Source organism: Streptomyces sp. CA-210063 (assembly GCF_024612015.1).
Classification (GTDB): Bacteria; Actinomycetota; Actinomycetes; order Streptomycetales; family Streptomycetaceae; genus Streptomyces.
Window position 1 is genome coordinate 9264974 of sequence record NZ_CP102512.1, and the last position, 25189, is coordinate 9290162.

Sequence of the window (25189 nt, forward strand, 5' to 3'; positions counted from 1 at the left end):
AGCGGCTCCCGGAGCCGCGCAGGACGGACTGTCACTGCTCTGAGCCGGGAGCCGGGAGCCGGGAGTCGCCACCGCCCGACTCGGCGTCGCCAGCCCGGTTCCAGCCGATGGGCGGGGCCGATGCCGCCGATCGGCGGGGGTGGTGGGGTCCTCTGGCGGATTCCCCGCCGACCCGTGGCGTTTCCAGTCTGGAGGGCATGAGACACGATGCAGTCACCGATGCCTCTTCGACGGCCGGAGTACGGGAGGGCGAGCAGCCGTCCACGGCCCGGCTGATCGGGCTGGACCTGGCCCGCGGCCTCGCCGTCTTCGGCATGTACGCGGTCCATGTGGGTCCCGCCCCGGGCCAAGGCGGTGTCATCGGCTTCCTGATGGACTTGGCGCAAGGCCGCTCCTCCGCGCTGTTCGCTGTCCTGGCCGGCTTCGCGGTCGCCCTCATCACCGGGCGCCGCACACCGAAGACCGGGCAGGCCGGCCGCCAGGCCGTCGCCAAGGTCGTCGTCCGGGCTGTGATCCTGCTGGCTCTCGGCACCGCCCTGACCATGACCGGCACCCCGGTCGTGCCGATCCTCGCCTTCTACGGACTGTTCTTCCTGCTCGTGCTGCCGCTGTACCGGCTGGGCGCCAGGCCGCTGGCGCTGATCGCGGCGGGCTGGGCCCTGGTGGGCCCGCAGTTGCTGTATGTACTGAGGCCGGTGGTCGGCGACCGCGCGTTCCCCACCGTCGGCCAGGCCGACGGCATCGTCTCGCTGTTCTTCACCGGCGGCTATCCGGCCCTGACCTGGGTCCCGTTCGTCATCGCCGGCATGGCTGTCGCCCGCCTCGACCTGGCCGCCACGGCTGTCCGGATCCGCCTCGCCCTCACCGGCGTCGCCCTCGCCGTCACCGGCTACGGCGGCTCCTGGCTGGCGCTGCGTCTCGTGCCCGGTGCCGCCGAAGCCGTCCGGAAAGCAGAAGGGGGATCGTCCATGTCGTCCTCATCGCCCGGCGGCGTCGGCCTCTTCGGCGACACCCCCGCCGGGCTGCTGGTCGCCTCCCCGCACAGTGAGGCGACCCTGTCCATCGTGGGCAACACCGGTGTGGCGATCCTGGTGCTGACCGTGTGCCTGGCCGCCATGGACGCCTTCCCCCGGCTGCGCGGCCTGGCCAGGCCCGTCATCGCGGTCGGCTCGATGTCGCTGACGGCGTACGTCTTCCACATCGTCGCCATCTGGCTCCTGGACACCGAGGAACTGACCGTCCAGCCCTTGTACATCCTGCTCGGCTTCATCGCGTCCGTCACCGTCCTCGCCACCATCTGGTTCCGCTTCTTCCAGCGGGGGCCGCTCGAATGGCTGATGGGCCGGGCGACCCAGGTGGCCCGGCGCATCCGATGAGGCGCATCCGCGCCTGATCCGAAGCCGGCGCCCCGTACGGTACGGCCGTACGGGGCGCCGTTCGGCGGTCGTGGGAGTTCCGTGGACGTCGCCGACGACACGACGCGGCACGCGGCTGACGTTCGACACGATCGGCCCGCCGCCGCAGGCGCAACCCCCTGCGGTCGACCGCCCGTTGAGCCTGCGCCGCCTGCTCACCGACTTCGTCGAACCGCAGGACACGCAGCCCAGTATCATCAACGTCACCCTCGGCATGCGGACTCCGGAACAGGTCGGACGAACCGTGGTCCTGGGGCACGGTGGGGGGAGGGATGCGCGGTGTCTCTGACGGACAAGGCCATCGAGCGGATCCGTGAGCTGATCCGGACCGGTGCCCTGCCTCCGGGCTCCAAGCTCCCACCGGAGCCGGACCTGGCCGCCCAGCTGGGACTGTCCCGCAACCTCGCCCGGGAAGCGGTCAAGGCATTGGCCGTCGCGCGGGTCCTGGAGGTCCGGCGGGGGGACGGCACGTATGTGACCAGCCTCCAGCCGAGCCTGTTGCTGGAGGGGCTCGGCGGCGCGGTGGAACTGCTCCAGGGCGACTCGGTCGCACTGCAAGACCTCATGGAGGTACGGCGGCTCCTCGAACCAATGGCCACGGCACTTGCCGCCACCCGCATCTCCGACGCCCAACTGGCCGAAGTGAAGCGGCACTTGGACGCCATGCGCGAGGCCCGCGACGACGTCGAGCAGCTCAACGCCCACGACGCCGCCTTCCACCGCGCGGTCGTCTCGGCCACGGGCAACGAGACCCTCCTCACCCTCCTGGAAGGCATCTCCGGCCGCACGCTGCGCGCTCGTATCTGGCGCGGTCTGGTCGACGACAAGGCCGCGGGCCGCACCCTCGCCGAGCACGAGGCGATCTTCAACGCGCTGTGCACCCGTGACGCCGCCCTCAGCCAGGCCGCCGCACTGCTGCATGTGAGCAACACCGAGCAGTGGCTGAGGGAACACCTGCGATCGGGAGAAGCCCTCCCCTTCGGGACGACGGCGCGGAAGTGACAGTACGAGGCGGATAGATGGGACGGGTGCATGGGGTGCACCGGTGACGAGGGTCATCCCCAGCACCGTTCAAGGCGCTCGAAGGCCACGATCACCTGCGGTTACGGTGGCGGGCGCCGACTCCCCAGGGCCGAGGGGTGCTGCTGGGCACGCCACCGATGTTCTCCCGGTACGGGAGGGGGTCATCCGGCGGTCAGAGTGGTCCATCATGCAGGCGTCCTCTTCTGCGAGTGATGGCTCAATCAACGGCGGCTGACGGAACGGCGTTCAGTCCCGGCCCTCCCGTACTGGGCGGACAGGCCCGAACCGGCCGCACAAGCGCACCCGTATAAAACCACGTGATCCCGTCTGAGACATCCTATGAATGACAGAAACCGGGGATCGGCCACGCAGGGGTGAATTCTGTGCTGTTTCGTCCTCCAGGTGCTTCTGCCATGGGGTGTTGGCTGAACTTCCCCTTCACGTGTGGGTCGGGAAACGTCCCATGTGTGCGTGGTCGCTGGGCCCGTGCGATGCGCCCTCTCAGGCCCCACGCACTACGGATGCCGAAGGTGCGGTCAGGGTGTGCCGTTCCCTCGCCGTACCGGGCGTCGTGTCGACCGGCGAGGGGCCAGGACCGGCTGCACGAGCCGATGCCGGTCCACACCGCTGCGGGCGTTGATGAGAGCGAGCAGCAGATCGACCGCTTCGTCGCCCACCAGGTCCGGGCGGAGGCTGAGGGTGGTGACGGGCGGGGCCGTCGTCGCGTAATCCGGATCCTCACTGACGCACGCCACCAGCAGATCCTGCGGCACCCGAAGCCCGTGGTGCCGGGCGGCGGCGAGGATGTTGTGACCGGAGTCGGAGTAGACGCCGATGACGGCGTCCGGTCGTGGATCGCGGTCGAGCAGTCGGCCGACCGCGTCCCGTTCAGCGGTGAAGTAGTCGGGCAGGGAGGCGTACTCCTCGACGACGGCGGGCATGTCGTGCTCGGCGCACCAGGACGCGTAGGCACGTTCGATCAGATGCGGGTACTCGGCGTCGTGAAGCGGCTTGGAGAGCCCGATCCGCCGGGCGCCGACCTCAGTGAGATGGTCGAGCAGGAGGCGCAGGCCCGCGTCGTAGTCGGTGTCGACCCACGCGTCGCACCAGTGCGGTTGGGGCGGTCGGCCGTCGCAGACCATGGGGATGCCACGCTCCCGTAGCAGGGAACGCACCGGGTCGTCGGCGCGCGGATCGACGTGGATGACGCCGTCCATCGGCGTGTTGAGCCACATCCACCGTGACAACGAACTCGGCATCACCATGAGCAGGTAACCACGCTCATGCGCTGCGGCGATGGCGCTCAGCGCCAGCTGCGCGTAGTACGGGATCTCGGTGTACGGGACGGGAACGTCGCCGTATGTCGTCATCGTCAGACCGAGCACTCCGGTGCCGCCGCGGGCCAGGGCACGGGCCGTGCCGGCCGGGGCGTAACCGAGTTCGCGTGCCGCGGCGAGCACGCGCTGCCTGGTCGTCTCGGACAGCCGTCCGGTGCCGTTGAGCGCGTTCGACACCGTGGCCGTGGACACCTCGGCCCGCGCGGCCACGGCACCGAGCGTGGGGCGTTGCCAGACACGCGAACTCGCCATGTGTGTACCCCATGAACCCCAACAGCCCCATGACGGCTTGTGGTTAACACCTTAATCACTCAGCGTACCGGCGACGGCGATGGCGACCGGGACGACGGCCGCCGGGTGAGGAGTCAAGGGCACAATGTGGTCCGCTCGACCAGCGTGCCGATCGGGGACAAGAACGGCCGAGGCCAAAGAGAGCCCTCGTTACGTCAAGTTCCCTTTTCCTGCCCCGACCGGGGCCGTATCAGATCAGGATGCTCGGGGCCTCGCGACCTCGCGGGTGCCGGGCACGAGTGCGTCATATGAACAAGAGGGGAAGCGGTGGAGGCGACAAGTACACAGGTGCGGACAGGCGCCATACCTCCGGTCGTCGCGGCGCGATGGGCGCTGTGGACATTTGTCATCGTCAACTTGGTGATCGTCGAGGTCTTGTTCCTCACCGCCGGGACCGGCAAGAACGGGGTGCTCACGGTCGCCAAGTTCTTCGGCCTGCACGCCGCCGTACTGATGCTGTTCCAGCTGCTGTTGGTGGCCCGGCTGCCGTGGCTCGACCGCCGTATCGGCATGGACCGGTTGACGGTGTGGCACCGGTGGGTCGGCTTCACCCTGCTGTGGACCCTGCTCACCCACGCCGTGCTGGTGGTGCTCGGCTACGCGCGGCTCGATGACGCGTCGATGACGAAGACGTTCTTCGCGCTGGCCGGTGTGCCGGCCTCCCTGCTCGGGATGCTGGCCGCGGCGATCGTCGTCGTGGTCGCCGCGGTCTCCGCCCGACAGCTGAGGCGGCGGCTGCGGTACGAGACGTGGCACGGCGTGCACCTGCTGCTGTACCTGGCGTTGGGGCTGGCGTTCGTCCACCAGTTGCAGGAGACCACGACCTTCAGCTCCTCCACGCCCGCGATGATCTACTGGTGGGCCCTGTGGCTGTTCGCGTTCGGTGCCCTGGTCACGGGCCGGATCGTGATGCCTCTGTGGCGCAACGCCTATCACCGGTTCGAGGTCGCGGCGGTGGTGCCGGAGTCGGACGACGTGGTGTCGGTGCACGTCACCGGCCGCCACCTCGACAGGCTGCCGGCCAGGGCGGGCCAGTTCTGCGTCTGGCGGTTCCCCGGGCACAACCACTGGTGGCCGGCCAATCCGTTCTCGCTGTCGGCGGCACCGGACGGCCGTACGTTGCGCCTGACCGCCAAGGCGGTCGGCAGCGCAAGCGCCGGCCTGCGGCATCTCCCGGTCGGGACCCGCGCGTTCGTCGAGGGGCCGTACGGGGCGTTCACCTCGTTGCATCGGACGCGGCCCGGCGCGCTGCTGATCGCCGGAGGAGTGGGGATCACGCCGGTTCGCGCCCTGCTGGAGGAGGAACCGGCCGGTGACGTCGTCGTGCTCTACCGGGTGCGCAGCGAGGACGACGCCGTGCTGCTCGACGAGGTACGAACCCTGGTCGCTGACCTCGGTGGGCGGCTGCATCTGCTCACCGGCCGCACGGGGGAGGGGAGCCCGCCGTTCGAGCCGGAGAGTCTCCGTGCCCTGGTTCCCGACCTCACCGAACGCGACGTGTACGTCTGTGGCCCGCCCGCGATGACCTCGGCCGTGCTCAGCGCCCTGCGCAGGCTGAAGGTACCCAGCCGGCAGGTGCACGCCGAGCGGTTCGGCCTGGCCTGACGTACGACATGGTCGCGGTGGCGAAGGTGTGAGAGGGGCCGGCGCGGTGCGGGTGACGGACCCGCACCGCCCTGGGCCCTGCCTGCCGCAGGCGAAGGTGGTGGAGGACTGAGCGACGGCGGCGTTCAGGTCGCTGTTCGCGTTGGACAGGGTGTGGGTGGCGCCGTTCGAGATGCCGCCGCCCAGATCGACGACGCTGTACGTGACCGGGTTGACGCCGGTGCTTCGGGCGCGTTTCCCGCTGGGCACCGTCAGGCTGTGGCCGTCGGCCGGCGGGAGCATGCCCCGGCTGTACCGTCGGGCATTCATCGCGTGTTGGGCGTGGTGGGACTGAGGAGTGGTCCCCGGGTGGGCGTCAGCCGAGCGGGTCTGCGGCGTCTGCGGGGTCGGCGGCGTCTGCGGGGTCGGCGGGGTCGGCGGAGCCGTCCCAGACGGTCCACATGGGGATGTGCCGGGACGGTCGCTGTACGAGTGTGTCGACGAACCGTTCCAGCACCTGGGCGACGCCGTCCTCGTCGTTGGCGGGGGCGTGATGACGTGCGGCCTCGAGGACGTCTGGGTGGGCGTTGGCCATGGCGTAGGAGTGGCCCACGGCGGTGAGCATGGGCAGGTCGTTGGGCATGTCGCCGAAGGCGGCGATCTCGTGGCTGCCGACGCCGAGTCGACGGCTCCACGCGAGCAGCGTGGTGGCCTTGGTGACGCGGGGTGCGCTGAACTCCACGAGCGACAGTCCGGTGGAGTGGGTGGTCTCGGCGCTGCTGCCCGCGCTCTGCCGTGCTTGCTGGTAGAAGTCGTCGAGGGGCAGGGTCGGGTGGTGGGCGAGGATCTTCAGCACCGGTCTGCCCGGGATGCGGGTGAGGAGTTCCCCCGCGGTGCCGACCGGTTCGGCGGTTTCCTCGCCGAACGACCAGGTCGGGTAGGCCGATTCGTGGCCGAAGTTCTTGTCGTACTCGACGGCGAAGGTGACGCCGGGGATCGCCCTGCGCATGCGGGTGATGAGTCGGGTGGCCGCCAGGGGCCGGATCGGGGACATGTGCGCCAGGGTGCCGTCAGGGGCGTGGACGGCCGCGCCGTTGGCGGCGATGACGTAATGCGGTCCGATGGTGGCCAGCAAGTCCGGTACGCGGCGCGGTGGTCGGCCGGTGACGAGCACCACGCGGATCCCGGCCCGCTCGGCCGCCGCCAGGGCGGTCCGGGTGCGGTCCGACAGCGTTCCGTCGCTGCGCAGCAGAGTGCCGTCCAGGTCCGTCGCGATCAGTTTCGGAGCGACCGGCGGGACAATGAGGGGGAGGGCGCGGGCGGTTGTCATGGCGGCACTCTTCTGGGTCGACGGGCTGAGCAGGTGTGGTTCGCTGCCTGGGGCACGGGTGCCTCACGCCGGCCGATGGCCCGTGGCACCGCCCCATCGACGCCGCATGGTGGGAGGACGCACGGAAGTCTCCGCGTCGGCCGAGCACGGGGTGGCACTGGTGTTGGTGCCGCCCCGTGGTGCCGCCCCATGGCATCGGTTCGTGCTTACGCTCCGGCGGTCTCGTTGGCGACGGGGGTGTTGAGGAGCTGCATCTCCCAGGCCGTCACCACCCCGGTGGCGCCGCCGTGCGCCAGGATCGCCAGCTGGTCCTCGGGCGCGATGAGGTTGGTCCGGGCCCAGTCGCGCTGCCACTCGGCGAAGGCGACCTGCCATGTGATCGGGGTGATGCCGGCCTGGACCATGCGCCGGACGGCCATGTCGTGGGCCTCGGCCGACGTGCCTCCGGAGGCGTCGGTGACGGCGTAGACGTCGAAGCCCTCGGCGGCCGCGTGGAGGGCGGGCATGGCGACGCAGATCTCCGTCCAGAGGCCGGCGATGATCAGTTTCTTGCGTCCGGTGGCCTTGACGGCGTCCACCACACGCTTGTCCTCCCAGGTGTTGATGAGCGTCCTGTTGATCGGCTTCTGGTCCGGGAAGACGTCTTGGAGCTGCTGGATCAGCAGGCCGCCGCGCTCCTCGACGACCGTGGTCAGGATCGTCGGGACGCCGTAGCCCTTGGCGGCCTTGGCCAGCCCGACGACGTTGTTGACGATCATCGTCGGCTCATGGCTGTTCAGGTTGGCGAATTGGTAGGGCTGGTGGTCGATCAGCAGCAGGACGCTGTTCTCAGGGGTCAGCAGGGCGTCAAGGCCGGTCTTCGAGGACTCGCTCACGGGATCTCCTCCAGGGCTTGGCAAGGCCGTTGATGTGTAACGACCCGATGCGATGACGCGTCAACTATTGTGGGATGCTGGGTGACGTGTCAACCATCCCTTAGAGTGGCTGCACATGGACGAGAGAACAGGCTGGCTCACCCCACCCGAACGGCGCGCCTGGCGCGCCTTCGTCGGCGTACATCAGAAGCTCTCCGGCAGGTTGGCGCGTGCGTTGCAGGGCTGCGGGGGCCTGTCCGTCGCGGACTACGTCGTCCTTGTGGCCCTCACCGACACACCCGACGGTCTGCGGCACTTCCAGGACCTGGCCAAGGCGGTGGAGTGGGAGCGAAGCCGTATGTCCCACCACCTCCGCCGCATGACCAAACGCGGCCTGGTGACCCGGGAGGACTGCCCCAAGGACGGGCGCGGCGTCCATGTGGTCGTCACCCCCGCCGGACGCGCGGCCATCGAGACGGCCGCCCCCCAGCACGTGGCCACCGTGCGCCGGCTGGTCATCGACCCCCTCAGTCCGGAAGAGCTCGACACGCTCACCCATCTCTGCGAGCGCATCCTGCGACGCTTGGAGACGGATCCTCCCTGACCTCGCGACCAGCCCGGAGGCGCGGCCCGGGACAGTCAGGGCAGGACGGGTCGGGCCGCGCCTCCGGAGTTCGGTGAACTGTCAACTACGAATAGAATTGCTCCATGGGAGAAACGGTGCGGTGGCTGACGCCAGACGAGCAGGATGCGTGGCGGAGCTTTGTCCGGCTGCATGAGCGGCTCGGGGGTCGTCTGTCGCGCTTGTTGCAAACGGAGTCGGGTTTGTCGGCTGCCGACTTCGCGGTGCTCGTCAATCTGACGGATGTGCCGGAAGGGCGGCGGCGCTATCAGGATCTGGCCCGCTCGCTGGAGTGGGAGAAGAGCAGGATGTCCCACCACATCGCGAGGATGGCCGGGCGGGGGCTGGTGGTGCGGCAGGAGTGTCTTGAAGATGCGCGTGGCGCGTTCGTGGTGATCACGGAGGCGGGACGCGCGGCGGTCGAGGCCGCTGCCCCGCTCCATGTCGAGGCGGTGCGCCAACTGTTCCTCGACCATGTCACGCCGGCGGAGCTACGGGTGCTGGGCGAGGTTTCCGAACGCGTCGTGGCCAAGCTGGACGAGGACGCGTCCTGACCCAGGAAGACGGCAGGCGCGCGGTGATGTGCAGGTCACATCGCGAGTCCGAGCGTCACGGCGGTGGCTGCTGAGAGCGGGATGAGGAAGAAAGGGGCCATGGCGTTCTTTCGCGTGGCCGGGTCGGCGTAGTCGCCCGCCTTGGCGTGGAAGCCCACCGCGCCGACCATCGTGATGGCGAAGCCGGTGGCGGCCGCGATGCCGAGCGGCTGCCAGAAGAGGCCCACGATCAGGCCCACCGCGGCGGCGACCTCGGCCAGCCCGATGAAGCGGACGAGGCCCGCGCTCAGCCCCATGTGCGACTGCAGCCCGGCGGAGACATCGCCCTTGAGGAGCGCCTTGGGCGCACCCGCGGCCACCGCCACAAGGGCGAGCAGGACGCTGAGAATGGCAGCGGTGACGTACATGGGGTGGTTCCTTCCGTGCGGGCCACGCCGGGGGCGGAGTGGGCGCAGATCTGCATGGTTGATTCGTCAACCTGGACTCTAAAGAGGGCATAGGTGATGCGTCAAGCAGATGGCGAACCCTGCCCACCGGCGGGGCGGAATAGGGAAGCCCCTGGGTGCGCTGGAGGCACATGGTTGATTCATCAACCACGTGAATGAAAGGCTGAGGACGATGCAGTTCGGCATCTTCACCGTCGGTGATGTGTCCACCGACCCGATCACGGGCCGTACGCCGACCGAGCACCAGCGGATCAAGGCGATGGTCGCCATGGCGCAGAAGGCTGAGGAGGTGGGCCTGGACGTTTTCGCGACCGGCGAGCACCACAACCCGCCGTTCGTGCTGTCCTCGCCGACGACGCTGCTGGGCTGGATCGCCGCGCGGACCGAGAAACTGATCCTCTCCACCGCGACCACGCTGATCACGACGAACGACCCGGTGAAGATCGCCGAGGACTACGCGATGCTGCAGCACCTGGCCGACGGTCGCGTGGACCTGGTCATGGGCCGCGGCAACACCGGCCCCGTCTACCCCTGGTTCGGGCAGGACATCCGGCAGGGCATCAATCTCGCCATCGAGAACTACGCCCTGCTGCACCGGCTGTGGCGCGAAGACGTCGTCGACTGGGAGGGAAGGTTCCGCACCCCGCTGCAGGGCTTCACCTCCACGCCCCGGCCGCTGGACGGCGTACCGCCGTTCGTCTGGCACGGCTCCATCCGTTCCCCGGAGATCGCCGAGCAGGCCGCGTACTACGGCGACGGCTTCTTCCACAACAACATCTTCTGGCCCAAGGAGCACACCAGGAAGCTGATCGATCTGTACCGGGAGCGATACGCGTACTACGGCCATGGCAGCCCCGAGCAGGCCATCGTCGGCCTGGGCGGCCATGTCTACATGCGCCACAACTCCCAGGACGCGGTCCGCGAGTTCCGCCCGTTCTTCGACCACTCGCCGGTGATGGGCGGCGGGGTCTCCATGGAGGAGTACATGGAGCAGACCCCGCTGACCGTCGGCACTCCCGAGCAGGTCATCGAGAAGACGCTCACCTTCCGCGAGCACTTCGGCGACTACCAGCGCCAGCTGTTCATCGTGGACGGCGGCGGGGTCCCGCAGAAGGCCGTGCTGGAGCAGATCGACATGCTCGGCGAGGAGGTCGTACCGGTGCTGCGGAAGGAGTTCGCCAAGCACCGACCGGCCGATGTGCCCGACGCTCCCACCCACGCCTCGCTGCGCGCCGCCCGCGACGCGCGGCGCGAGCCGACCGCCGAACCGGCGGCCTGAGACTCGTACGACCTGAGACCGCAGGGATGAGACGGCCGCACGATGAGACGGCCGCACGATGAGACGGCCGCACAACCAGACGACCGCACCACCCGAGATCGAACGAAAGGACTTGACGATGAAGCCCCTGAAGCTGGCGGTCGTGTCGGCGGGCCTGCGCCAGCCCTCCTCCACCCGGCTGCTCGCGGACCGGCTCGCCGACGCCACCCGCGAGAGTCTGGCGGACGCCGGACGCGAGGTGGACGTGCACGTGGTCGAACTGCGCGAGCTGGCCACGGACATCTCCCACCACCTGGTCAACGGCTTCCCGGGGCCTCGCCTGCGTGAGGAGCTGCAAGCCGTCACGGACGCGGACGGCGTCATCGCGGTCACGCCAGTGTTCTCGGCCTCGTACAGCGGGCTGTTCAAGTCGTTCTTCGACGTGCTGGACGAGGGCGCTCTCACCGGCAAGCCGGTGTTGATCGCCGCCACGGGCGGCAGTGCCCGGCATTCCCTGGTCCTCGAGCACGCTCTGCGCCCGCTCTTCGCCTACCTGCGCACGATCGTCGTACCCACCGCCGTGTACGGGGCGTCCGAGGACTGGGGAACGGCCGGTGACGGGCGTACCGGCGGTCTCGCGGCCCGGATCGGTCGGGCGGGTGACGAACTGGCCGGGCTCATGGCCGGCCGCCGGGCCGTTACGAGGCCCACAGAGACCGTCGTGCCGTTCGAGCAGCAGCTGGCCGCACTCCGGTCGGCATGAGGGGAGTTCTCATGAGGGGAGTTCTGATGAGCGACGACTTCAACGACACCTGGGCGAACGGCGGTGTCGCACCCGACCGCTGGGCCGGCGCCCTGCACCTGTTCGACAACGGCGCCGGCGTGCCGCACGAGGAGAGGACCGCCGAAGCCCACCTGATGCTGGGCCGCACCCTGCAACGCCAGGGGCGGCACGGGGAGGCGGAGCCCTGGATGCGCATGGCGGCCGCGTTCTCGGGTGAGTTTCCGGACCACGACTGAGCCGAGGGCGCGGGCGAGGCGTCCGTGGGCGGCGGACACCGGTCGACCGGCGTCCGCCGCCCTTGCGTCCACGGTCGGTGCCGTGGCCGGTGCTCCGGCGGCAACTCCCTCTGTTCCATTCCCCAGCGCGGAGGTGCTGCGCCGCATCGCACGCCCGGCGTCGGCCGGTGCCCGCGAGAGCGACCTGTCCGGACTGCCCTGGACAAGTCCTACCTGATCATGAGGGGTGGAAAGGCCCCCGCGGGCCGGGAGGACACAGCGGCGCTGCAGATGATGGCTAAGGGGCCCTTGCGGTGACCGCAGCCTTCCATCTCGGCTTGCTGACCTTGACGGCGAAGAACGGCTCGCGCTCGGCTGCCGCGAGGACGCGGGCCGGGACGACCAGAGTTGAGCGGGAAAGGGGGCACGTCACCCACCGGACATGGGGACACCGCTCTCCCCGCCCGGAGCGCCTCGATTCGCCCGTACCGGGTGCTTGCTCATGATCGAGACCCGGTTGAACGCGTTGATGGTGACCGCCACCCAGATCGCTGCGGAGACCTGGTCGTCGGTGAGCACTTGTCCGGCGGCTTCGTAGGCGGATTGCTGTGCGACGGCATCGGTGGGGTCGGTCGTGGCCTCGGCCAGTGCGAGGGCCGCGCGTTCCGTGGGGGTGAAGACCTCTGTGTCCCGCCAGGCGGCCAGTACTCCCAGCCGCTGCGCCGACTCGCCCGCGTGTACGGCCGCCTTGGTGTGGATGTCGAGGCAGTAGGCGCAGCCGTTGATCTGCGACACACGCAGGTTGATCAGCTCCACGACGGTGCGGTCGAGCCCCGCCTCGGCGGCGACCGCGCGCACCGCTTCCGATGTCTGCACCAGGGCGTGGAAGGCCTTGGGGCTCTGTTTGTCGATGAAGATCCGCACGTCTACCGCCTGTCATGTACTTGTAGTGGCCTCCACTCTAAGATCATGGCATGGTGGTTGATGTGACAACTAGGTTCTCTGGGTGCTCTCGGTGAGTAACGCGGAAGCCGAGCCGACAGTGATGCGATGCGGGTCGCCGATCGACGACGTACGGCCGGCCGGGGCGCCCCGGGTCGACGTGCTCCCCGCACGGGACGTACCCCTGGGCGGACCGCGTTCCATGACGGTGCGGCGGACGCTGCCGCAACGGGACCGGACGCTGATCGGAGCCTGGTGCTTCGCCGACCACTACGGCCCCGACGAAGTCACCGACAGGGGTGGCATGGCGCTGGCGCCGCACCCTCACACCGGCCTGCAGACGGTGACCTGGCTGTTCAGCGGGGAGGTCGAGCACCGCGACACGCTCGGCACCCACGCCTTCGTGCGACCCGGGGAAATCAACCTCATGACGGGCGGGTACGGCATCGCCCACTCGGAGGTCTCCACTCCGCGTACGACCGTCGTCCACGGCGTCCAACTCTGGGTGGCGCTGCCGGAGGAGCACCGGAACGCCCCACGGGACTTCCAGCACTATGCGCCCGAGCCCGTGCGGATGGACGGGGCCGAGATCAGGGTCTTTCTCGGCTCGCTCGCCGGTGACGTCTCTCCGGTGCGGACGTTCACGCCGCTGCTCGGCGCCGAGGTCATCCTCGAACCGCGTACGGCGATCCACCTGCCCACCGACCCCGCCTTCGAGCACGGCCTTCTCGTGGACAGCGGGGACGTCCGCGTGGCCGGCACCCTGCTGCACCGGGCGGAGCTGGGCTATGTCCCGCCCGGTGCCGACGCGTTGACGCTGACGAACGAGTCGGACGGTCCGGCGCGGACGATTCTGCTCGGCGGCACGCCCTTCGAGGAGGAGATCGTCATGTGGTGGAACTTCATCGGCCGCACTCACGACGACATCGTCAAGGCCCGCGAGGACTGGGAGGCCTCCTCCGACCGCTTCGGCACGATCGAGGGCTTTCCCGGGGGCCGTCTTCCCGCGCCCACCCTGCCCAACGCCACCATCAGGCCGCGCCGCAACCCTCCGCGTCGCTGACCTCTCCCAGAAAGGCACCCCCCATGAACCAGCCTCCTGCCGCCCCGGTCGTCGAGCGGGTGGACGCACACCATCGGTACGAGATCGTGGTCGACGGCAAGCGCGCCGGCGTGACCGAGTACCGCGACGACGGTGGGCGGCGCGTGTTCTTCCACACGCAGGTCGACGACGCCTACGCCGGACAGGGCCTGGCCGCACAACTGGTGCGGCAGGCGCTCATCGACACACGTGCTGCCGGGAAGCGGATCGTGCCCGCCTGCCCGTACGTCGCCAAGTTCCTGAAGAGGCATGACGAGTTCGCCGACATCGCCGACCCCGTGACCCCTGAGGTCCTGCGGTGGCTGGAGGCGCAGCTGGGGCGTTGACGGCCGCCTGGCACCTGCTAGGTGACCCGTCAACAGGCACTTAGACTCGTCTCCATGAAGGAGACGGTGCGGTGGTTGACCCCGGACGAGCAGCACGCGTGGCGGAGCTTTGTGCGGTTGCATGAGCGGCTGGGGGGCCGGTTGTCGCGCTTGTTGCAGGCCGAGTCGAAGCTGTCCGCCGCCGACTTCGCGGTCCTGGTCCATCTGACGGACGTGCCGGAGGGGCGACAGCGCTATCAGGACCTGTGCCGTGCTCTGGAGTGGGAGAAGAGCCGGATGTCCCATCACGTCGCGCGGATGGCAGGCCGGGGACTGGTCGTGCGGGAGGAAGCCGCTGAGGACGCGCGGGGGGCGTTCGTGGTGATCACCCCGGCAGGGCGGGAGGCGATCGAGGCGGCGGCTCCGCTCCATGTGGAGGCGGTGCGGGAGTTGTTCCTGGACCATGTCACGCCGGCGGAGCTGCGGATGCTGGGCGAGATCTCCAGGCGTGTGGTGGCGAAGCTGGACGAGGACGTGTCCTGAGCCTGGGTGAAGGCGCTGAAGCCCACGGTCTCTCCCTCCGGGCAGTGGCCTGATGCCAAGAACGCCAATAATCGAATAAATCGCACATATCATGCGTCCGAATAATCGCCACGTCAGCAATCGACGATGCCCGGAGAGCAGCAGTAGTAAGGCGTCCCAGGAGACCCGAGTGCACTACTCCGTCCTGGTGCTACCGTCCGATCATGCTTGGGGCGGAGGACTGGGCGGAGGACTGATGGAGAGCATCACAAAGAACCGGCAGCCCGTTGAGGCGCTTCGCGCCATGGTCGCCCGCGCCTACGGCCCGGAGGAGGTGTGCGACGATGCGGGCGAGGACTGGGTCAGCGAACTGAGTGACGGCTGGTTCAACGTGGCCTACCGGATCCGGCTGCGATCCGGCGCGCAAGTCGTCCTCAAGATCGCCCCGCCTCCGGATGTCGAGGTCATGACCTACGAGCGTGGAGCGATGGCCACCGAACTGGAGGCGCTGCGGCTGGTCCGAGAGCACACGAAGGTTCCGGTGCCGGAGGTCGACTTCGCCGATGGGACCCACGAGGTGTGCGACGCCGACTACTTCTTCATGACGTACATCGATGCGGACAACTTCCATGTCATCAGGGACACCCTGACCGCAACGGAGATCAACGCGTACGACGAGGCGCTCGGCGCGATCACCCGCGAGCTCAACACCATCCCCGGCACCGCCTTCGGCCCGCTGGCCGGACCGGGCGAGAGCACGTGGCGTGCGGCCTTCCTGCGGATGGTCGAGGAACTCCTGGACGACGGCCGGCGACGCGACGTCGTCCTCCCCCACGGCTACGACGTGATCCGCGAGATCGTGGCCGCCCACGCCGATTCGCTGGACGAGGTGACCGAGCCCCGGTTCGTCGAGTGGGACCTGTGGCCGGGCAACTGCATGGTGCGCGACGGCCGGATCGTGGCGATCCTCGATCACGAGCGGGCGTTCTACGGTGATCCGCTGATGGAGTTCGGCTTCACCGGGAGTGAGCCGGGCGCATTCGGGGACGCCACGGCTTTCATCCGCGGCTACGGCCACCGGCCGCTCACCACCACCGAGCGGACCCGTCGGCGGCTGTACAACCTTCACCTCGCTCTGATCCAGATCATCGAGACGACCTTCCGGGCCCACACCAGCACCGAGCAGTACGACTGGGCGTGCGAGCGACTGCGGGAGACCGTGGCCCTGTTCGGTGAGCCAGCACACTGACGGTCTTGACCGGTCTCATCGACGCCGCGCGGCGCCGCCCTGCGCGCCCTCAACCTGCGCGCGGGCGGCTTCGGCAAGATTTTCGTAGGCGTAGATCATCCGGGCGCCGTGAGGCGTGCGCCGGCATCGAGGGCAGCCTCGTGTCGACGACGAAGCTGATCTCAATGACCTGGCCGGGCAAGGTTGTTCAGTGGCCGTCGCCGGCACGTCGTGGTTGAAGACATCGCTGGTGGCCCTGGTGCTCGCCCTTCTGATTCGCTCTCTTGTGGTTACTCGGAAACTGTAGGAGAGTCAACGCTGACCTGGAAGAACGCACTTTTCGGTGACTGAGGAACCTAATGGTGACCAAGCAGCTGCTCAAGGGCCTGCCTGAGGACGCTGACCTGAGGCGCGCGGACTCCCTGGCGCGGGAGATCTTCTCGGACGTCGCGAACAAGTGGGCGCTCCTGATCATCGAGGCGCTCGGCGAGCGCACCCTGCGCTTCAGCGAGCTGCGGAACGAGGTCGAGGGCGTCAGCCACAAGATGCTCACCCAGAACCTGCGCATGCTGGAGCGCAACGGCCTGGTCGACCGGAAGGTGTACCCCACCGTGCCGCCGCGGGTCGAGTACACCCTCACCGAGCCGGGCCGGGCCCTGCGCACCACGGTCGATGCCATATGTGGCTGGACCCACCAGTACCTCGGTCACATCGAGGGCGCACGCGGCCGATTCGACGCCTGACGGGCACGCAGCACCACGCGCTGCGTGCTTCATTCGGGACGCCAAGCGGGCCGGGGCCGCGGCGATCCGCGCCGAAACGCTCCGGATGGCGATCACAGACGTGGACACGGCGCTGTCCGGCGGGATCGCCCCGGTCCGCCTGCGCAACCAACTCCCGGGCGAGACCGGCGACGCGCTCAGCGCCGTACCGGAACACCAGGTACGGCTGACAGCGGCCCGCGACGCGACGGGACCGCTGCAGCAGCGCCGCCCCGCCGCACCGGCACTCCCCCCGGCAGGCCGGCCGGCCCGGTGCGGTACGGCGTTCCGTCCCGTCTTGGGAGCGGCCCGCGCAGGACACACTCCGGCGGGGACATGAGCTCTCGGGGCCGGGGACGTGTCACGCCGCGGACGGGTACCACCAGGCGGGCTGGCTCGCCGCCCCCGGTCCTGAGTGCGCCAGCAGCGCAGCAGGGTCTCCTGCACCACTCCTCGGCCGCGCCGCCGCTGCTTTCCGCCTTCCGCACCGCGAACGCCACCGCCAGGTCCTGCAACGGCGGCTGGGCGTAGAGCGGGACAAGGCGCCCACCGGCTACCGCGGGGGCGCCCGCATGCCGTTCTTTCTCAGCCGAGCTCGGTGGGAACGACCGTCAGCTCGGCGGCGACGACCAGGTCGGGCCGGCCCAGGGGGGCGCGGATCGTGGATGCGGCGGCGGTCAACGCGGCGGGGTCGGTGACAGCGACCGCGAGCGGCAGGACTTCGGCGGAGTGTCGCTTCCGCAGGGTCGCGGCGAGGTCGGCCAGTAGCCCGGATCGTCGGCTGAGCGGAGCGACCGCCGCTCCAGCAGCGGCAAAACGGTGTGCGGTCGCGGTGCCGATCCCGGTGATCACCGCGACCCGGTCGGCCGGCAGACCCGCGGGGCACACCGGCAACGGGCAGGAAGAGGTTGCTGCCCGAAGCGTTGTCTGTCATGAGGCCGAGCATGATCGGTGGGCCGGAGGCCAACCAGGACGGTCTTGTCCAGGGTGCGCCACACCCAGGTAACCGGCCGTGTGCGCGCCTACCGTTGCGGCATGAACAGTGCCAACCCACTGGGCGAGTTCCTCCGCGCCAGGCGAGAGATGACCAGCCCGGACCAGGCCGGGCTGCTCTGGTCGGGCCGACGCAGGACGCCGGGCCTGCGCCGGGAGGAGGTCGCCCAGTTGTCCGGGGTCAGCACCGACTACTACGCCCGGCTGGAACAGGGACGGGAAAAGCACCCTTCCACACAGGTGGTGCATGCCTTGGCCCGCGCCCTCGCACTGAGCCCCGAGGAAACGGCGCACCTGCACCAGCTGGCCGGAACGGCTCGTGGTTCCGTCCGGCTAGGTGGCGGTGCGCCCGTCGGGCCGAGGCTGCTGCGCTTGATGGACGGCTGGCATCACACACCGGCGCTGATCCTCGACCGCCGACTGGATGTGCTGGCCGGCAACCGCCTCGGACGCGCTCTCTTCGCCAGGATGCTGGACCACGGCGAGACCAACCTGGTCCGGTTCACCTTCCTGAACCCGGACGCCCGGGACTTCTACCCCGACTGGGAGCGGGTCGCCAGGTCCGGGCTCGCGGCACTGCGCGCGGGCAGCGGCGACCTGATGAACGATCCCCGGCTCACCGAACTGGTCGGCGAACTGTCCCTGAAGAGCCCGGAGTTCCGCAATCTGTGGGCCCGCCACGATGTACGGGGCAAGGCTCATGAGGCCAAGTCCTTCAACCACCACCAGGTCGGCGAGCTGACCCTGACCTACGACTCGTTCACCGTCGACAGTGCGACGGACCAGCAGCTCATCGTGTACCAGGCCGAGCCCGGCAGCGCTTCCCAGCAGGCCCTCGCACTACTCGGCACGGTGGCCGCCGACCTGCCAGCTTTGCCGACCGTGTCACTTAGTGACCACATTCAGGAGGGTTGAGGTCACTGCTGGGGGTGCGGCATCGCCACGAGAAGCACAAAGCGGGAGCGGGACGGGTACGGGCGCTCAGGCGGGTACGGGCGGTCAGGCGGCGGGCAGCAGGTCGAGGAGCTTGCCGAGTCCGTCGACGGTGAGATGCGGGCTCTGCTCCGGTGGCAGTGCGGTGTAGTGGCCCACCGTGTGGATGCCGGTGGCCACCGCGATGGCGAGGGCGTCGGCGCGACGGGCCATCGCCATCTCCAGTTCCGGGTCGTCGCCGACGACGGCGAGCTCCTGTGACGCGGCGCCCAGTCGCCTCGCGGCGCATCGCAGGGCGATCTGCGAGGGTTTGCCCAAGACCTGCTCGGCGACGCCCGTGACACTGCTGATCATGGCGCAGATGGCCCGGGACGTGCCCAGGGCCCTGCCCTCGGCGCTGGCGAAGAACACCGACTGTGAGCAGCTGTACAGGGTGGCTCCGCCTAGGACGGCATGGCAGGCCGCCTCCAGGTCGTCCATGGTGAACTCGCGGTACCAGCCGACGAGTACGGCGTCGGCGTCCGGCTTGCCCTTGGGCGCGACGATCTCGATGCCGGCCTGGCGCAGCGGCTCCTTCAGGCCGTCGCCGCCGAGCACCAGCACCTTTCGGTGGCTCATGGCCAGGAAGTGGTCGACGGCGCTGGTGGCGGGGGTGAGCATGGCGGTGTCGGGCAGGTCGAAGCCGATCCGGCGCAGCGGCTGGGCGTACGCCTCGGGTGTGCGGGTGGTGCCGTTGGTGAAGGTGAGCCAGGGCAGGCCACGAGCGGTGAGGGCGGCGGTGAGTTCCAGGGCTCCCGGGAGGGCGGTGAGGCTCAGTACGCCTCGCTGCCCGGCGAGGATGTGGCAGCGCAGATCGTCGCCGATCTGGCCGCCCAGATCCTGGCCCTGGACGACCGGCTCAGGAGCGTCGACCGGCAAGATCCGGGACACGTTCCGAGCCCACCCGCAGGCGGAGATCATCGAATCATCGCCCGGTATGGGCCCGATACTTGGTGCGGAGTTCGTCGCCGCCGGTGACCTGTCGGCCTACGCGGACGCCGGCCACCTGACCTCCGCAGCCGGGCTGGTGCCGGTGCCGCGGGGCTCGGGTCGTCGCCGCGGGGCTCGGGTCGTCGCAGAGGCAACCTGGCATGACACGGAGTTCCTCCGAGAGAAGAGAGCGGCATGACCGATCACCTCCCCGCAGCGGACCTGCGGAAACTCATCGCCGCCCGGTGCGCCGAACGCACCGCGATGCTCGACCTCACCAGCAGCCTCAGCGATGAGGAATAGGCGGCACCCAGCGCCGCGGCGGGATGGCGCATCGCCGACGTCGTCGCCCACATCGGCGCGACAGCACGGAACCGCTACACACCCCCCGGACTGGACACGCTCCGCGCCACCAGCCTCGAACAACTCAACGAAGGCCCCGTCGACCGGCGACGTGGCTGGAGCCGGGCACAGGTCATGGCCGACCCCGCACTCGGTCGGCCCACGCCGGCCACCGACGCCGACCGGATGCGAGCGGTCCTGACGTGGATGCTCGCCGTGCTGAACAACCAGGTCGGACAGGCGTCGGTCGCCGGGCTCGACGCCCGTGTCGCTCTGACGCTCACCGGCCCCGGCCGCGGAACATGGTGAATCCACGAGGCAGGCGTGCTGGCTCCGTCCAAGGGCCCGGCCGCCGCGCACGTCACCGCCCCCGCGCTGACCTTGCCCCAGTCGGGGAAGGCCACCGCCCCCGCGCTGACCTTCCCCGACTGGGGCACCCAGCGGTCGTCGTGGCGCGACCACGACGTGACCGTCACCGGCGACACCGAACTCGACCTGACCGACCCCACACGCTGCTTCCCGCTGATGAACGCCTATCGGCCGACAAGCGCGCCGGCCTGCCGCGCATCACCGTGCCGGCGCGCATCGTGGCGAGCGGTCGACGCCCAGAGCAACGAGATCACCGCGTTCCGGCCCGCTCAGCGGTAATCGCTGAGCATGGCCAGGACTTCGTCGTAGGTACCGTTCGCCGCCGCGTCGCGAAAGAACCTGGCGCGCTCGACGACGATCTCCCTGGCGTCCGGCCTTTCCCGCAGGAGGTCCAAGGTTTCGGTGAGGTAGTCCTCCAGCGGCATGGCGTTCTCGTCGTCCTGCTGGCCGAGGAGGGTGGTGCGCACGCCCGGCGGGACCACCTCGATCACCTGGACGCCACTGTCGGCGAGCTGCACGCGCAGGCTCTCGGAGAAGGAGTGCAGCGCGGCCTTGGTCGCGCCGTAGGTCGGGGTGACCGCCAGCGGCACGAAGGCCATCGACGAGGTGACGTTCATGACGACCGCGTCGTCCTTGCCCGCGAGCAGGGGCAGGAAGGCGTACGTCATCCGGATCGTGCCGAGCAGATTGATCGCGACGTGGTCCTCGGCGACAGGGAGGGAGGCGGGGTCGAGGAGGTTCTCCCGCAGCATGATGCCGGCGTTGTTGACCAGGACGTTCAGGTCGGGATGAGCGGCCGCCACCCTCTCGGCGGCGTGGGCGATCGACGCGGGGTCGGCGACATCGAGGACGAGCGCCGCGATGCCGGGGTGCTCGGTCGTGATCTCGTCCAGGAGTTCCTTGCGGCGGCCGGCGACGATCACCTTGTTGCCGGCCTCGTGCAGACGCAGCGCCAGGCCGAGCCCGATGCCCGCGGTACCACCGGTGATCAGGATCGTGTTGCCGGTCATCTTCATGGGGGTCTTCTCTCCTTCGCTGGTTTGCGGACCGGTAAGCGCCGCCCGCAGCCCCGACCGTAGGAACACCTCCGCGGAGGCGGGAGAGGAAGGTTTATCCATGGATCGGCGGTCCCTGGCTGGCCCGGCGCGGAACGGCGACCATGGGGGCATGGACAGGATGGACAGGAAAGAACTGGCGGAGTTCCTGCGTCGGCGGCGCGAGCTGCTGCGCCCCGCCGACGTCGGACTGGTCAAGGGCCCACGCCGACGCACCCAGGGGCTGCGCCGTGAGGAGGTCGCCCAGCTCGCCGGCATGTCCACCGACTACTACGCCCGGCTGGAACAGCGGCGCGCTCCGCAGCCCTCCGTCCAGATCACGACCGCCCTCGCCAGGGCCCTGCGCCTGACACCGGACGAACGCGACCACCTCTTCGCCCTCATCGGCCACAACGCCCCGGCCCGCTTCCAGCACTACGAGCACGTCAACCCGACCCTCCTGCGGGTCCTGGAACGCCTGAACGCCGACACCCCGGCCCTGGTGCTGACCGACATGGCCGAGACTCTCGCGATGAACCCGATCGCCACCGCCCTGCTCGGCGACCAGACCCGCCATACGGGCCTGGCCCGCAGCTGCTTCTACCGCTGGTTCACCGACCCGGCCGCGCGCCTGTACTTCGCCGAAGAAGACCGCCCGGGCCACACCCGCATCCAGGCAGCCCGCCTGCGGGCCGTGCTGACCGCCGGCAGCGACGTCGACCGGGCCGCCCGTATGGTCGCCGAACTCCACGAAACCAGCCCCGAGTTCGTCCGCGTGTGGGAACTCGGGGAGGTCGCCCGGCGCTACGGGGAGTCCCTGACCATCCTCCACCCGGACCTCGGCCGTATCGACATGGACGCCCAGTTCCTGTGTACCCAAGACCGCGCTCAGACCCTGGTCGTGCTGGCCGCCCGCCCCGGCACGGACAGCCAGGGAAAGCTCGAACTGCTCTCCGTCATAGGACACCAGCAGCTCAGCCCTTGACCCGGCAGCGCCTTGAGGGGGCCTCGCATCCCTGGTCCGGTCTGCCGTGCACATGTGACCGGATGCCGCCCCCTCAACCCGCGCCTCACGAAGCCGGCCCGGTCATGACCACCACCATCCAGCCCGCCACCGCCCAACTCCCCGGCAGCGCGACCCCGCAGGCGTTCCGCGACGCCATGGCCGCCGTCGCCTCCCCGGTCGCCGTGGTCACCGCCCTGGACGTCCGACGCCCGCACGGCACCACGGTCAGCGCCTTCGCCTCCCCTTCCCTGACACCCCCGAGGGTGCTGGTGTCGCTGGACAACCGCTCCCCACTCCTCGCGCATCCAGGTCGGCTCCGGCACGGTACTGCTCAACCACTACAGCCCTACAAGGTCGTCGAGAACTTCCTCCAGCTCGAAACCCTCGCACCGGGACGCATCGACCTCGCCTCGGCCGGGCCACCGCGGGCCCCGTCGTCGACCCACCCTGCGCCGCGACCGCGACGTACCGCCCACCCGACGACTTCGCCGAGCAGGTCCGCGAGGTCCTCGCCCACCTCAAGGGCGGTTTCCCGCCGACCCCGGCCGGGCCGCGCGGAGTCCTGTCCCTCAGCGTCGTGGTGGCCGACACAGGCCCCGAGGCGCAGCGGCTGAACTGGTCCCGAACAGCCCTGATGGCATGCCTGGCCCGCACCGGCCCAAGGCGGTGATGCCCTCGGGTCCGCCGTCGGATCGGGAGGCCATGACAGCGGACGTCGTAGTGAATCTGGGGGTGGTCCCTGTCAGGGACGATCCGCGAGGTGCAACCCTTCCGTCTGTTTCACCTGGGCGCCGAGACCTGATCCCTGGGCGGGTGGACAGCTGTGGAAGGGGGCTCGGATGGACCGTGCCCCGAACTGAGCCCGTCCAGCAGGAGGTCGCCGAGCTCGGAGAAGGCGTCGCCGGCGGTCAGGCCGGTCCTCTCCAGGAGGAGCCCCGACTGGACCGCGTCGATGGTGACTGCGACGACGTGGGCGGCGAAATGGCCGTTGAGCGCGCGGTAGACGCCGGCCTGCACGCCCTCCTCGATCAGCTCGTGAACCCGGCGCGCCGCAGCGGCGGAGTTCGTGCGGTAGATCTGTGCGGTCGGTTCGTAACCGACCATGTCGTCGTAGAAGGCATGGGAATGCCGACGCATGGCCGTGCCGACGCCGGCGAGATAGACCCGGATCCGCTGCCTGGGGTCGGGCTCGGCCTGGACAGCCTGTTCGATCTCGGCTGTAGCATCCCGGAAGAAGGCGCGGGTGACCGCCAGTACCAGCTGTTCCTTCGTGGAGGCGAGGCTGTACAGCGTCGCCTTGGAGCACCCGAGCCGCTGGGCGAGCTCATCCATGGTCACCGCGGTGAAGCCTTCGGTCAGGATGATCGCCTCGGCCTGGCGCAGCAGTTCGTCCCGCCGACGAGTGTCGACGACCCGCCTGCGCGCCGTTCGGCGCGGGCGTCGGTCACGCGAGTCAGTTGGGGCCGTCACCGCAGCAGTCTCCCATGAGCGTCTCCGCCGGAAGCGGCGAGTGGTCGTCCGGGCCGGCTGGCCGACCCCGGCAAATGGGTACTATCGTACCGCCTAACGTACCCAGCGGCGGGTCCCCGGGAGTGACGTTCAGACGAGGGTGTCGGAGCTCGTAGGCGACGTCCGCAGCAGCAGCGGATCACCGTCATCGCCGGCCCAGGTCAGCGTGGCTGGACCGGACGACGAAGGCCGATGCTGCGGCTGATCACCTGCTCGCCCGCCGGGTTGGCGGTTACCGGATGGAGTAGAGGTCGTATCAGCCACCGATGTTGAGCGCCGGGACCGTGGCGTTCTTGAGCTCGGGCGTGAGCTCCATGGCCTCCCAGTACCCGTCGTGGGAGGGGTGGGCCATCCAGTCGCCCCACCACTTCCCGTACGCCGCCAGGACCGGAACCTCACCCGTCGGCAGCACATCGTCGAGAGGCTCGGGAAACAGGGCCGCATGACCGAGTTGCTGCAGCTGGGACACAGTGCCCTCGCCGGCCGCCAGGGACCGCTGCGCGTCGGCCGCGTACATGATGGCGTTCCACATCGTGACCAGGCTCAGTGACAGCGCACCGCCCGCGGAGAACCAGGGCGCCTCGTAGTTGTCGATCGAGGTGAAGGCCGGCGCGATCGCCTTGAGGGCGGGGGCGCCCGTCACCGCGGTTTCCCACTGGACCATCCCCATATAGGACGGCCCGTACATGCCCACCGTGCCGTCCGACCACGGCTGGTCGGCGATCCAGGCGACGGTGTCCTCGCCGTCGGCCCGGTCGGCCATATGAGGAACGAACTCGCCTTCCGAGCGGTGGGTGCCCCGGCAGTCCTGCACCACCAGCGCGTAGCCGGCCTCCAGCAAAGCCATGAGGTCAGGCATGACCCCGCCCACGGTGATGCCAAACACGTCTTTGCCGTACGGCATGCGCACGAGCAGCGTCGGAGCCTCCCCCTCGACCGGATGCCACACGTTGGCGGCAAGAGCTACGCCGTCACGCATCGGAACCCGGACATCTATGTCGTACAGGTGCTGCATCGGTGCTCCTCGTCGAGCTGACGGCGTCGCCTCCGGTGCGGGTACATTAAGAGGTACGTTCGTACCCTGTGAATTACCGAAGAGTTGCCGAAGAGGAGGTCGACCTCCCGCGATTCACCTTCGCGGGCGCCCCGCCGGGGCGGGCGGACAGATCGCCCGACAACGGGAACCGCCCGGCGAGGGCCCAAGGCCCGCGAGGCGTGTCGGCGGGCGACGCCTCGCCAGGTCACGTTGTGCGCTTCTGTGGGGTGGTGGCGACATTTGGACAGGTCGGACGTGGTTTCTCGCGAAGAAGGTGAGTCGGAGTTTGGTTCGTGACTGGTCCGGAAGTACTGGTCAGAAGCGGGACAGCGGCGGGAGGAACTGGGATTTATAGCGTAATCCGGTCCCCTTGCCCCGGCCGGACCGAGAGAAAGGCGCCTGACGGGCAAAAGCCCAGGTCAGGC

General features: G+C 69.4%; 30 protein-coding genes and 1 pseudogene. 20 read left to right on the forward strand and 11 right to left on the reverse strand.

Features of this window, described 5'->3' with window-relative positions:
- The first annotated feature begins 197 nt into the window (after positions 1-197).
- Together JIX56_RS40530 and JIX56_RS40535 are read left to right on the forward strand one after the other, a co-directional pair.
- The gene (locus JIX56_RS40530) at positions 198-1376 is read left to right on the forward strand and encodes a DUF418 domain-containing protein (protein WP_257548526.1); all 1179 of its coding nucleotides are present in this window, start codon (positions 198-200) and stop codon (positions 1374-1376) included.
- 318 nt (positions 1377-1694) lie between these two features.
- Positions 1695-2417 carry a FadR/GntR family transcriptional regulator gene (locus JIX56_RS40535; RefSeq protein WP_257548528.1) on the forward strand — a complete coding sequence of 241 codons (723 nt, stop codon included), beginning with the start codon at positions 1695-1697 and terminating at the stop codon, positions 2415-2417.
- A gap of 557 nt (positions 2418-2974) precedes the next feature.
- On the opposite strand, the gene JIX56_RS40540 is transcribed toward JIX56_RS40535, so the two are convergent.
- A complete protein-coding gene (locus JIX56_RS40540; RefSeq protein WP_257548530.1) occupies positions 2975-4027 on the reverse strand; it encodes a LacI family DNA-binding transcriptional regulator in 1053 nt (350 codons plus the stop codon).
- A gap of 342 nt (positions 4028-4369) precedes the next feature.
- Here JIX56_RS40540 and JIX56_RS40545 point away from each other — a divergent pair, with 342 nt between their 5' ends.
- Positions 4370-5671 carry a ferredoxin reductase family protein gene (locus tag JIX56_RS40545; protein WP_443032082.1) on the forward strand — a complete coding sequence of 434 codons (1302 nt, stop codon included), beginning with the start codon at positions 4370-4372 and terminating at the stop codon, positions 5669-5671.
- A 355-nt stretch (positions 5672-6026) separates the two neighbouring features.
- Here the strand turns inward: JIX56_RS40545 and JIX56_RS40550 are convergent, their stop codons facing one another.
- Complete coding sequence (locus JIX56_RS40550) at positions 6027-6980, reverse strand: HAD family hydrolase (protein ID WP_257548531.1); 954 nt, start codon at positions 6978-6980, stop codon at positions 6027-6029.
- A gap of 206 nt (positions 6981-7186) precedes the next feature.
- Positions 7187-7855 (reverse strand): hydrolase, encoded by a 669-nt coding sequence (locus JIX56_RS40555; RefSeq protein ID WP_257548533.1) that lies wholly within the window; start codon positions 7853-7855, stop codon positions 7187-7189.
- 115 nt (positions 7856-7970) lie between these two features.
- Here JIX56_RS40555 and JIX56_RS40560 point away from each other — a divergent pair, with 115 nt between their 5' ends.
- Both JIX56_RS40560 and JIX56_RS40565 read left to right on the forward strand, forming a co-directional pair.
- Complete coding sequence (locus JIX56_RS40560) at positions 7971-8438, forward strand: MarR family winged helix-turn-helix transcriptional regulator (protein ID WP_257548535.1); 468 nt, start codon at positions 7971-7973, stop codon at positions 8436-8438.
- A 104-nt stretch (positions 8439-8542) separates the two neighbouring features.
- On the forward strand, positions 8543-9010 hold the full coding sequence (locus JIX56_RS40565; protein WP_257548536.1) for a MarR family winged helix-turn-helix transcriptional regulator: 468 nt from the start codon (positions 8543-8545) through the stop codon (positions 9008-9010).
- Positions 9011-9045: 35 nt separating this feature from the next.
- On the opposite strand, the gene JIX56_RS40570 is transcribed toward JIX56_RS40565, so the two are convergent.
- Positions 9046-9417 carry a DoxX family protein gene (locus JIX56_RS40570; RefSeq protein ID WP_257548538.1) on the reverse strand — a complete coding sequence of 124 codons (372 nt, stop codon included), beginning with the start codon at positions 9415-9417 and terminating at the stop codon, positions 9046-9048.
- Positions 9418-9628: 211 nt separating this feature from the next.
- Here JIX56_RS40570 and JIX56_RS40575 point away from each other — a divergent pair, with 211 nt between their 5' ends.
- From JIX56_RS40575 to JIX56_RS40585, 3 genes are all read left to right on the forward strand, one after another.
- Complete coding sequence (locus JIX56_RS40575; protein ID WP_257548540.1) at positions 9629-10735, forward strand: LLM class flavin-dependent oxidoreductase; 1107 nt, start codon at positions 9629-9631, stop codon at positions 10733-10735.
- Positions 10736-10853: 118 nt separating this feature from the next.
- Positions 10854-11477 (forward strand): FMN reductase, encoded by a 624-nt coding sequence (locus tag JIX56_RS40580; RefSeq protein ID WP_257548541.1) that lies wholly within the window; start codon positions 10854-10856, stop codon positions 11475-11477.
- A 26-nt stretch (positions 11478-11503) separates the two neighbouring features.
- Positions 11504-11734: a hypothetical protein gene (locus tag JIX56_RS40585; protein WP_257548543.1), complete on the forward strand. Its 231-nt coding sequence runs from the start codon at positions 11504-11506 to the stop codon at positions 11732-11734.
- A gap of 408 nt (positions 11735-12142) precedes the next feature.
- Here JIX56_RS40585 and JIX56_RS40590 read toward each other — a convergent pair whose 3' ends face one another.
- Entirely contained in the window at positions 12143-12637 is a 495-nt protein-coding gene (locus JIX56_RS40590) for a carboxymuconolactone decarboxylase family protein (RefSeq protein ID WP_257548545.1), read from the reverse strand.
- 91 nt (positions 12638-12728) lie between these two features.
- Here JIX56_RS40590 and JIX56_RS40595 point away from each other — a divergent pair, with 91 nt between their 5' ends.
- The 6 genes from JIX56_RS40595 (at position 12729) to JIX56_RS40620 (ending at position 16913) form a co-directional block, all read left to right on the forward strand.
- Entirely contained in the window at positions 12729-13718 is a 990-nt protein-coding gene (locus tag JIX56_RS40595; RefSeq protein ID WP_257548546.1) for a pirin family protein, read from the forward strand.
- Between the two features lie 23 nt (positions 13719-13741).
- Entirely contained in the window at positions 13742-14083 is a 342-nt protein-coding gene (locus JIX56_RS40600) for a GNAT family N-acetyltransferase (RefSeq protein ID WP_257548547.1), read from the forward strand.
- 54 nt (positions 14084-14137) lie between these two features.
- Positions 14138-14605 (forward strand): MarR family winged helix-turn-helix transcriptional regulator, encoded by a 468-nt coding sequence (locus JIX56_RS40605; protein WP_257548548.1) that lies wholly within the window; start codon positions 14138-14140, stop codon positions 14603-14605.
- A 235-nt stretch (positions 14606-14840) separates the two neighbouring features.
- Entirely contained in the window at positions 14841-15833 is a 993-nt protein-coding gene (locus tag JIX56_RS40610; RefSeq protein WP_257548549.1) for a phosphotransferase family protein, read from the forward strand.
- 338 nt (positions 15834-16171) lie between these two features.
- Entirely contained in the window at positions 16172-16555 is a 384-nt protein-coding gene (locus JIX56_RS40615) for a winged helix-turn-helix transcriptional regulator (RefSeq protein ID WP_257548550.1), read from the forward strand.
- A gap of 85 nt (positions 16556-16640) precedes the next feature.
- Positions 16641-16913: a hypothetical protein gene (locus JIX56_RS40620; protein ID WP_257548551.1), complete on the forward strand. Its 273-nt coding sequence runs from the start codon at positions 16641-16643 to the stop codon at positions 16911-16913.
- A 245-nt stretch (positions 16914-17158) separates the two neighbouring features.
- Here JIX56_RS40620 and JIX56_RS40625 read toward each other — a convergent pair whose 3' ends face one another.
- Positions 17159-17425, reverse strand: coding sequence for an SDR family NAD(P)-dependent oxidoreductase (locus tag JIX56_RS40625; protein WP_257548552.1), 267 nt, complete (start codon positions 17423-17425; stop codon positions 17159-17161).
- 183 nt (positions 17426-17608) lie between these two features.
- Here JIX56_RS40625 and JIX56_RS40630 point away from each other — a divergent pair, with 183 nt between their 5' ends.
- Entirely contained in the window at positions 17609-18481 is an 873-nt protein-coding gene (locus tag JIX56_RS40630; RefSeq protein WP_257548554.1) for a helix-turn-helix transcriptional regulator, read from the forward strand.
- Between the two features lie 84 nt (positions 18482-18565).
- Here JIX56_RS40630 and JIX56_RS40635 read toward each other — a convergent pair whose 3' ends face one another.
- On the reverse strand, positions 18566-19417 hold the full coding sequence (locus JIX56_RS40635; RefSeq protein WP_257548556.1) for an HAD-IIA family hydrolase: 852 nt from the start codon (positions 19415-19417) through the stop codon (positions 18566-18568).
- On the opposite strand from JIX56_RS40635, the pseudogene JIX56_RS40640 reads away from it, so the two are divergent.
- The 3 genes and pseudogenes from JIX56_RS40640 to JIX56_RS40650 form a co-directional block, all read left to right on the forward strand.
- Positions 19310-19601 (forward strand): annotated as a pseudogene (locus JIX56_RS40640) (transposase); the annotation flags it as partial. The gene JIX56_RS40635 and the pseudogene JIX56_RS40640 overlap by 108 nt on opposite strands.
- A gap of 344 nt (positions 19602-19945) precedes the next feature.
- Positions 19946-20119, forward strand: a complete 174-nt coding sequence (locus JIX56_RS40645; RefSeq protein WP_257548558.1) for a hypothetical protein — start codon at positions 19946-19948, stop codon at positions 20117-20119.
- 15 nt (positions 20120-20134) lie between these two features.
- Positions 20135-20458 carry a hypothetical protein gene (locus tag JIX56_RS40650; protein WP_257548560.1) on the forward strand — a complete coding sequence of 108 codons (324 nt, stop codon included), beginning with the start codon at positions 20135-20137 and terminating at the stop codon, positions 20456-20458.
- Here JIX56_RS40650 and JIX56_RS40655 read toward each other — a convergent pair.
- Complete coding sequence (locus JIX56_RS40655) at positions 20449-21195, reverse strand: SDR family oxidoreductase (protein WP_257548562.1); 747 nt, start codon at positions 21193-21195, stop codon at positions 20449-20451. The two genes, JIX56_RS40650 and JIX56_RS40655, sit on opposite strands and share 10 nt — an antisense overlap.
- A 160-nt stretch (positions 21196-21355) precedes the next feature.
- Here JIX56_RS40655 and JIX56_RS40660 point away from each other — a divergent pair, with 160 nt between their 5' ends.
- Positions 21356-22198, forward strand: a complete 843-nt coding sequence (locus tag JIX56_RS40660) for a helix-turn-helix transcriptional regulator (protein WP_257551400.1) — start codon at positions 21356-21358, stop codon at positions 22196-22198.
- Between the two features lie 85 nt (positions 22199-22283).
- Here JIX56_RS40660 and JIX56_RS40665 read toward each other — a convergent pair whose 3' ends face one another.
- Positions 22284-22502 (reverse strand): hypothetical protein, encoded by a 219-nt coding sequence (locus JIX56_RS40665; RefSeq protein ID WP_257551576.1) that lies wholly within the window; start codon positions 22500-22502, stop codon positions 22284-22286.
- Here JIX56_RS40665 and JIX56_RS40670 point away from each other — a divergent pair.
- Entirely contained in the window at positions 22402-22833 is a 432-nt protein-coding gene (locus JIX56_RS40670) for a flavin reductase family protein (RefSeq protein WP_257551401.1), read from the forward strand. The genes JIX56_RS40665 and JIX56_RS40670 overlap by 101 nt on opposite strands.
- A gap of 166 nt (positions 22834-22999) precedes the next feature.
- Here JIX56_RS40670 and JIX56_RS40675 read toward each other — a convergent pair whose 3' ends face one another.
- Positions 23000-23689, reverse strand: coding sequence for a TetR/AcrR family transcriptional regulator (locus tag JIX56_RS40675; protein WP_257548564.1), 690 nt, complete (start codon positions 23687-23689; stop codon positions 23000-23002).
- Between the two features lie 295 nt (positions 23690-23984).
- Entirely contained in the window at positions 23985-24743 is a 759-nt protein-coding gene (locus JIX56_RS40680; protein ID WP_257548566.1) for a CocE/NonD family hydrolase, read from the reverse strand.
- Between the last annotated feature and the right edge of the window lie 446 nt (positions 24744-25189).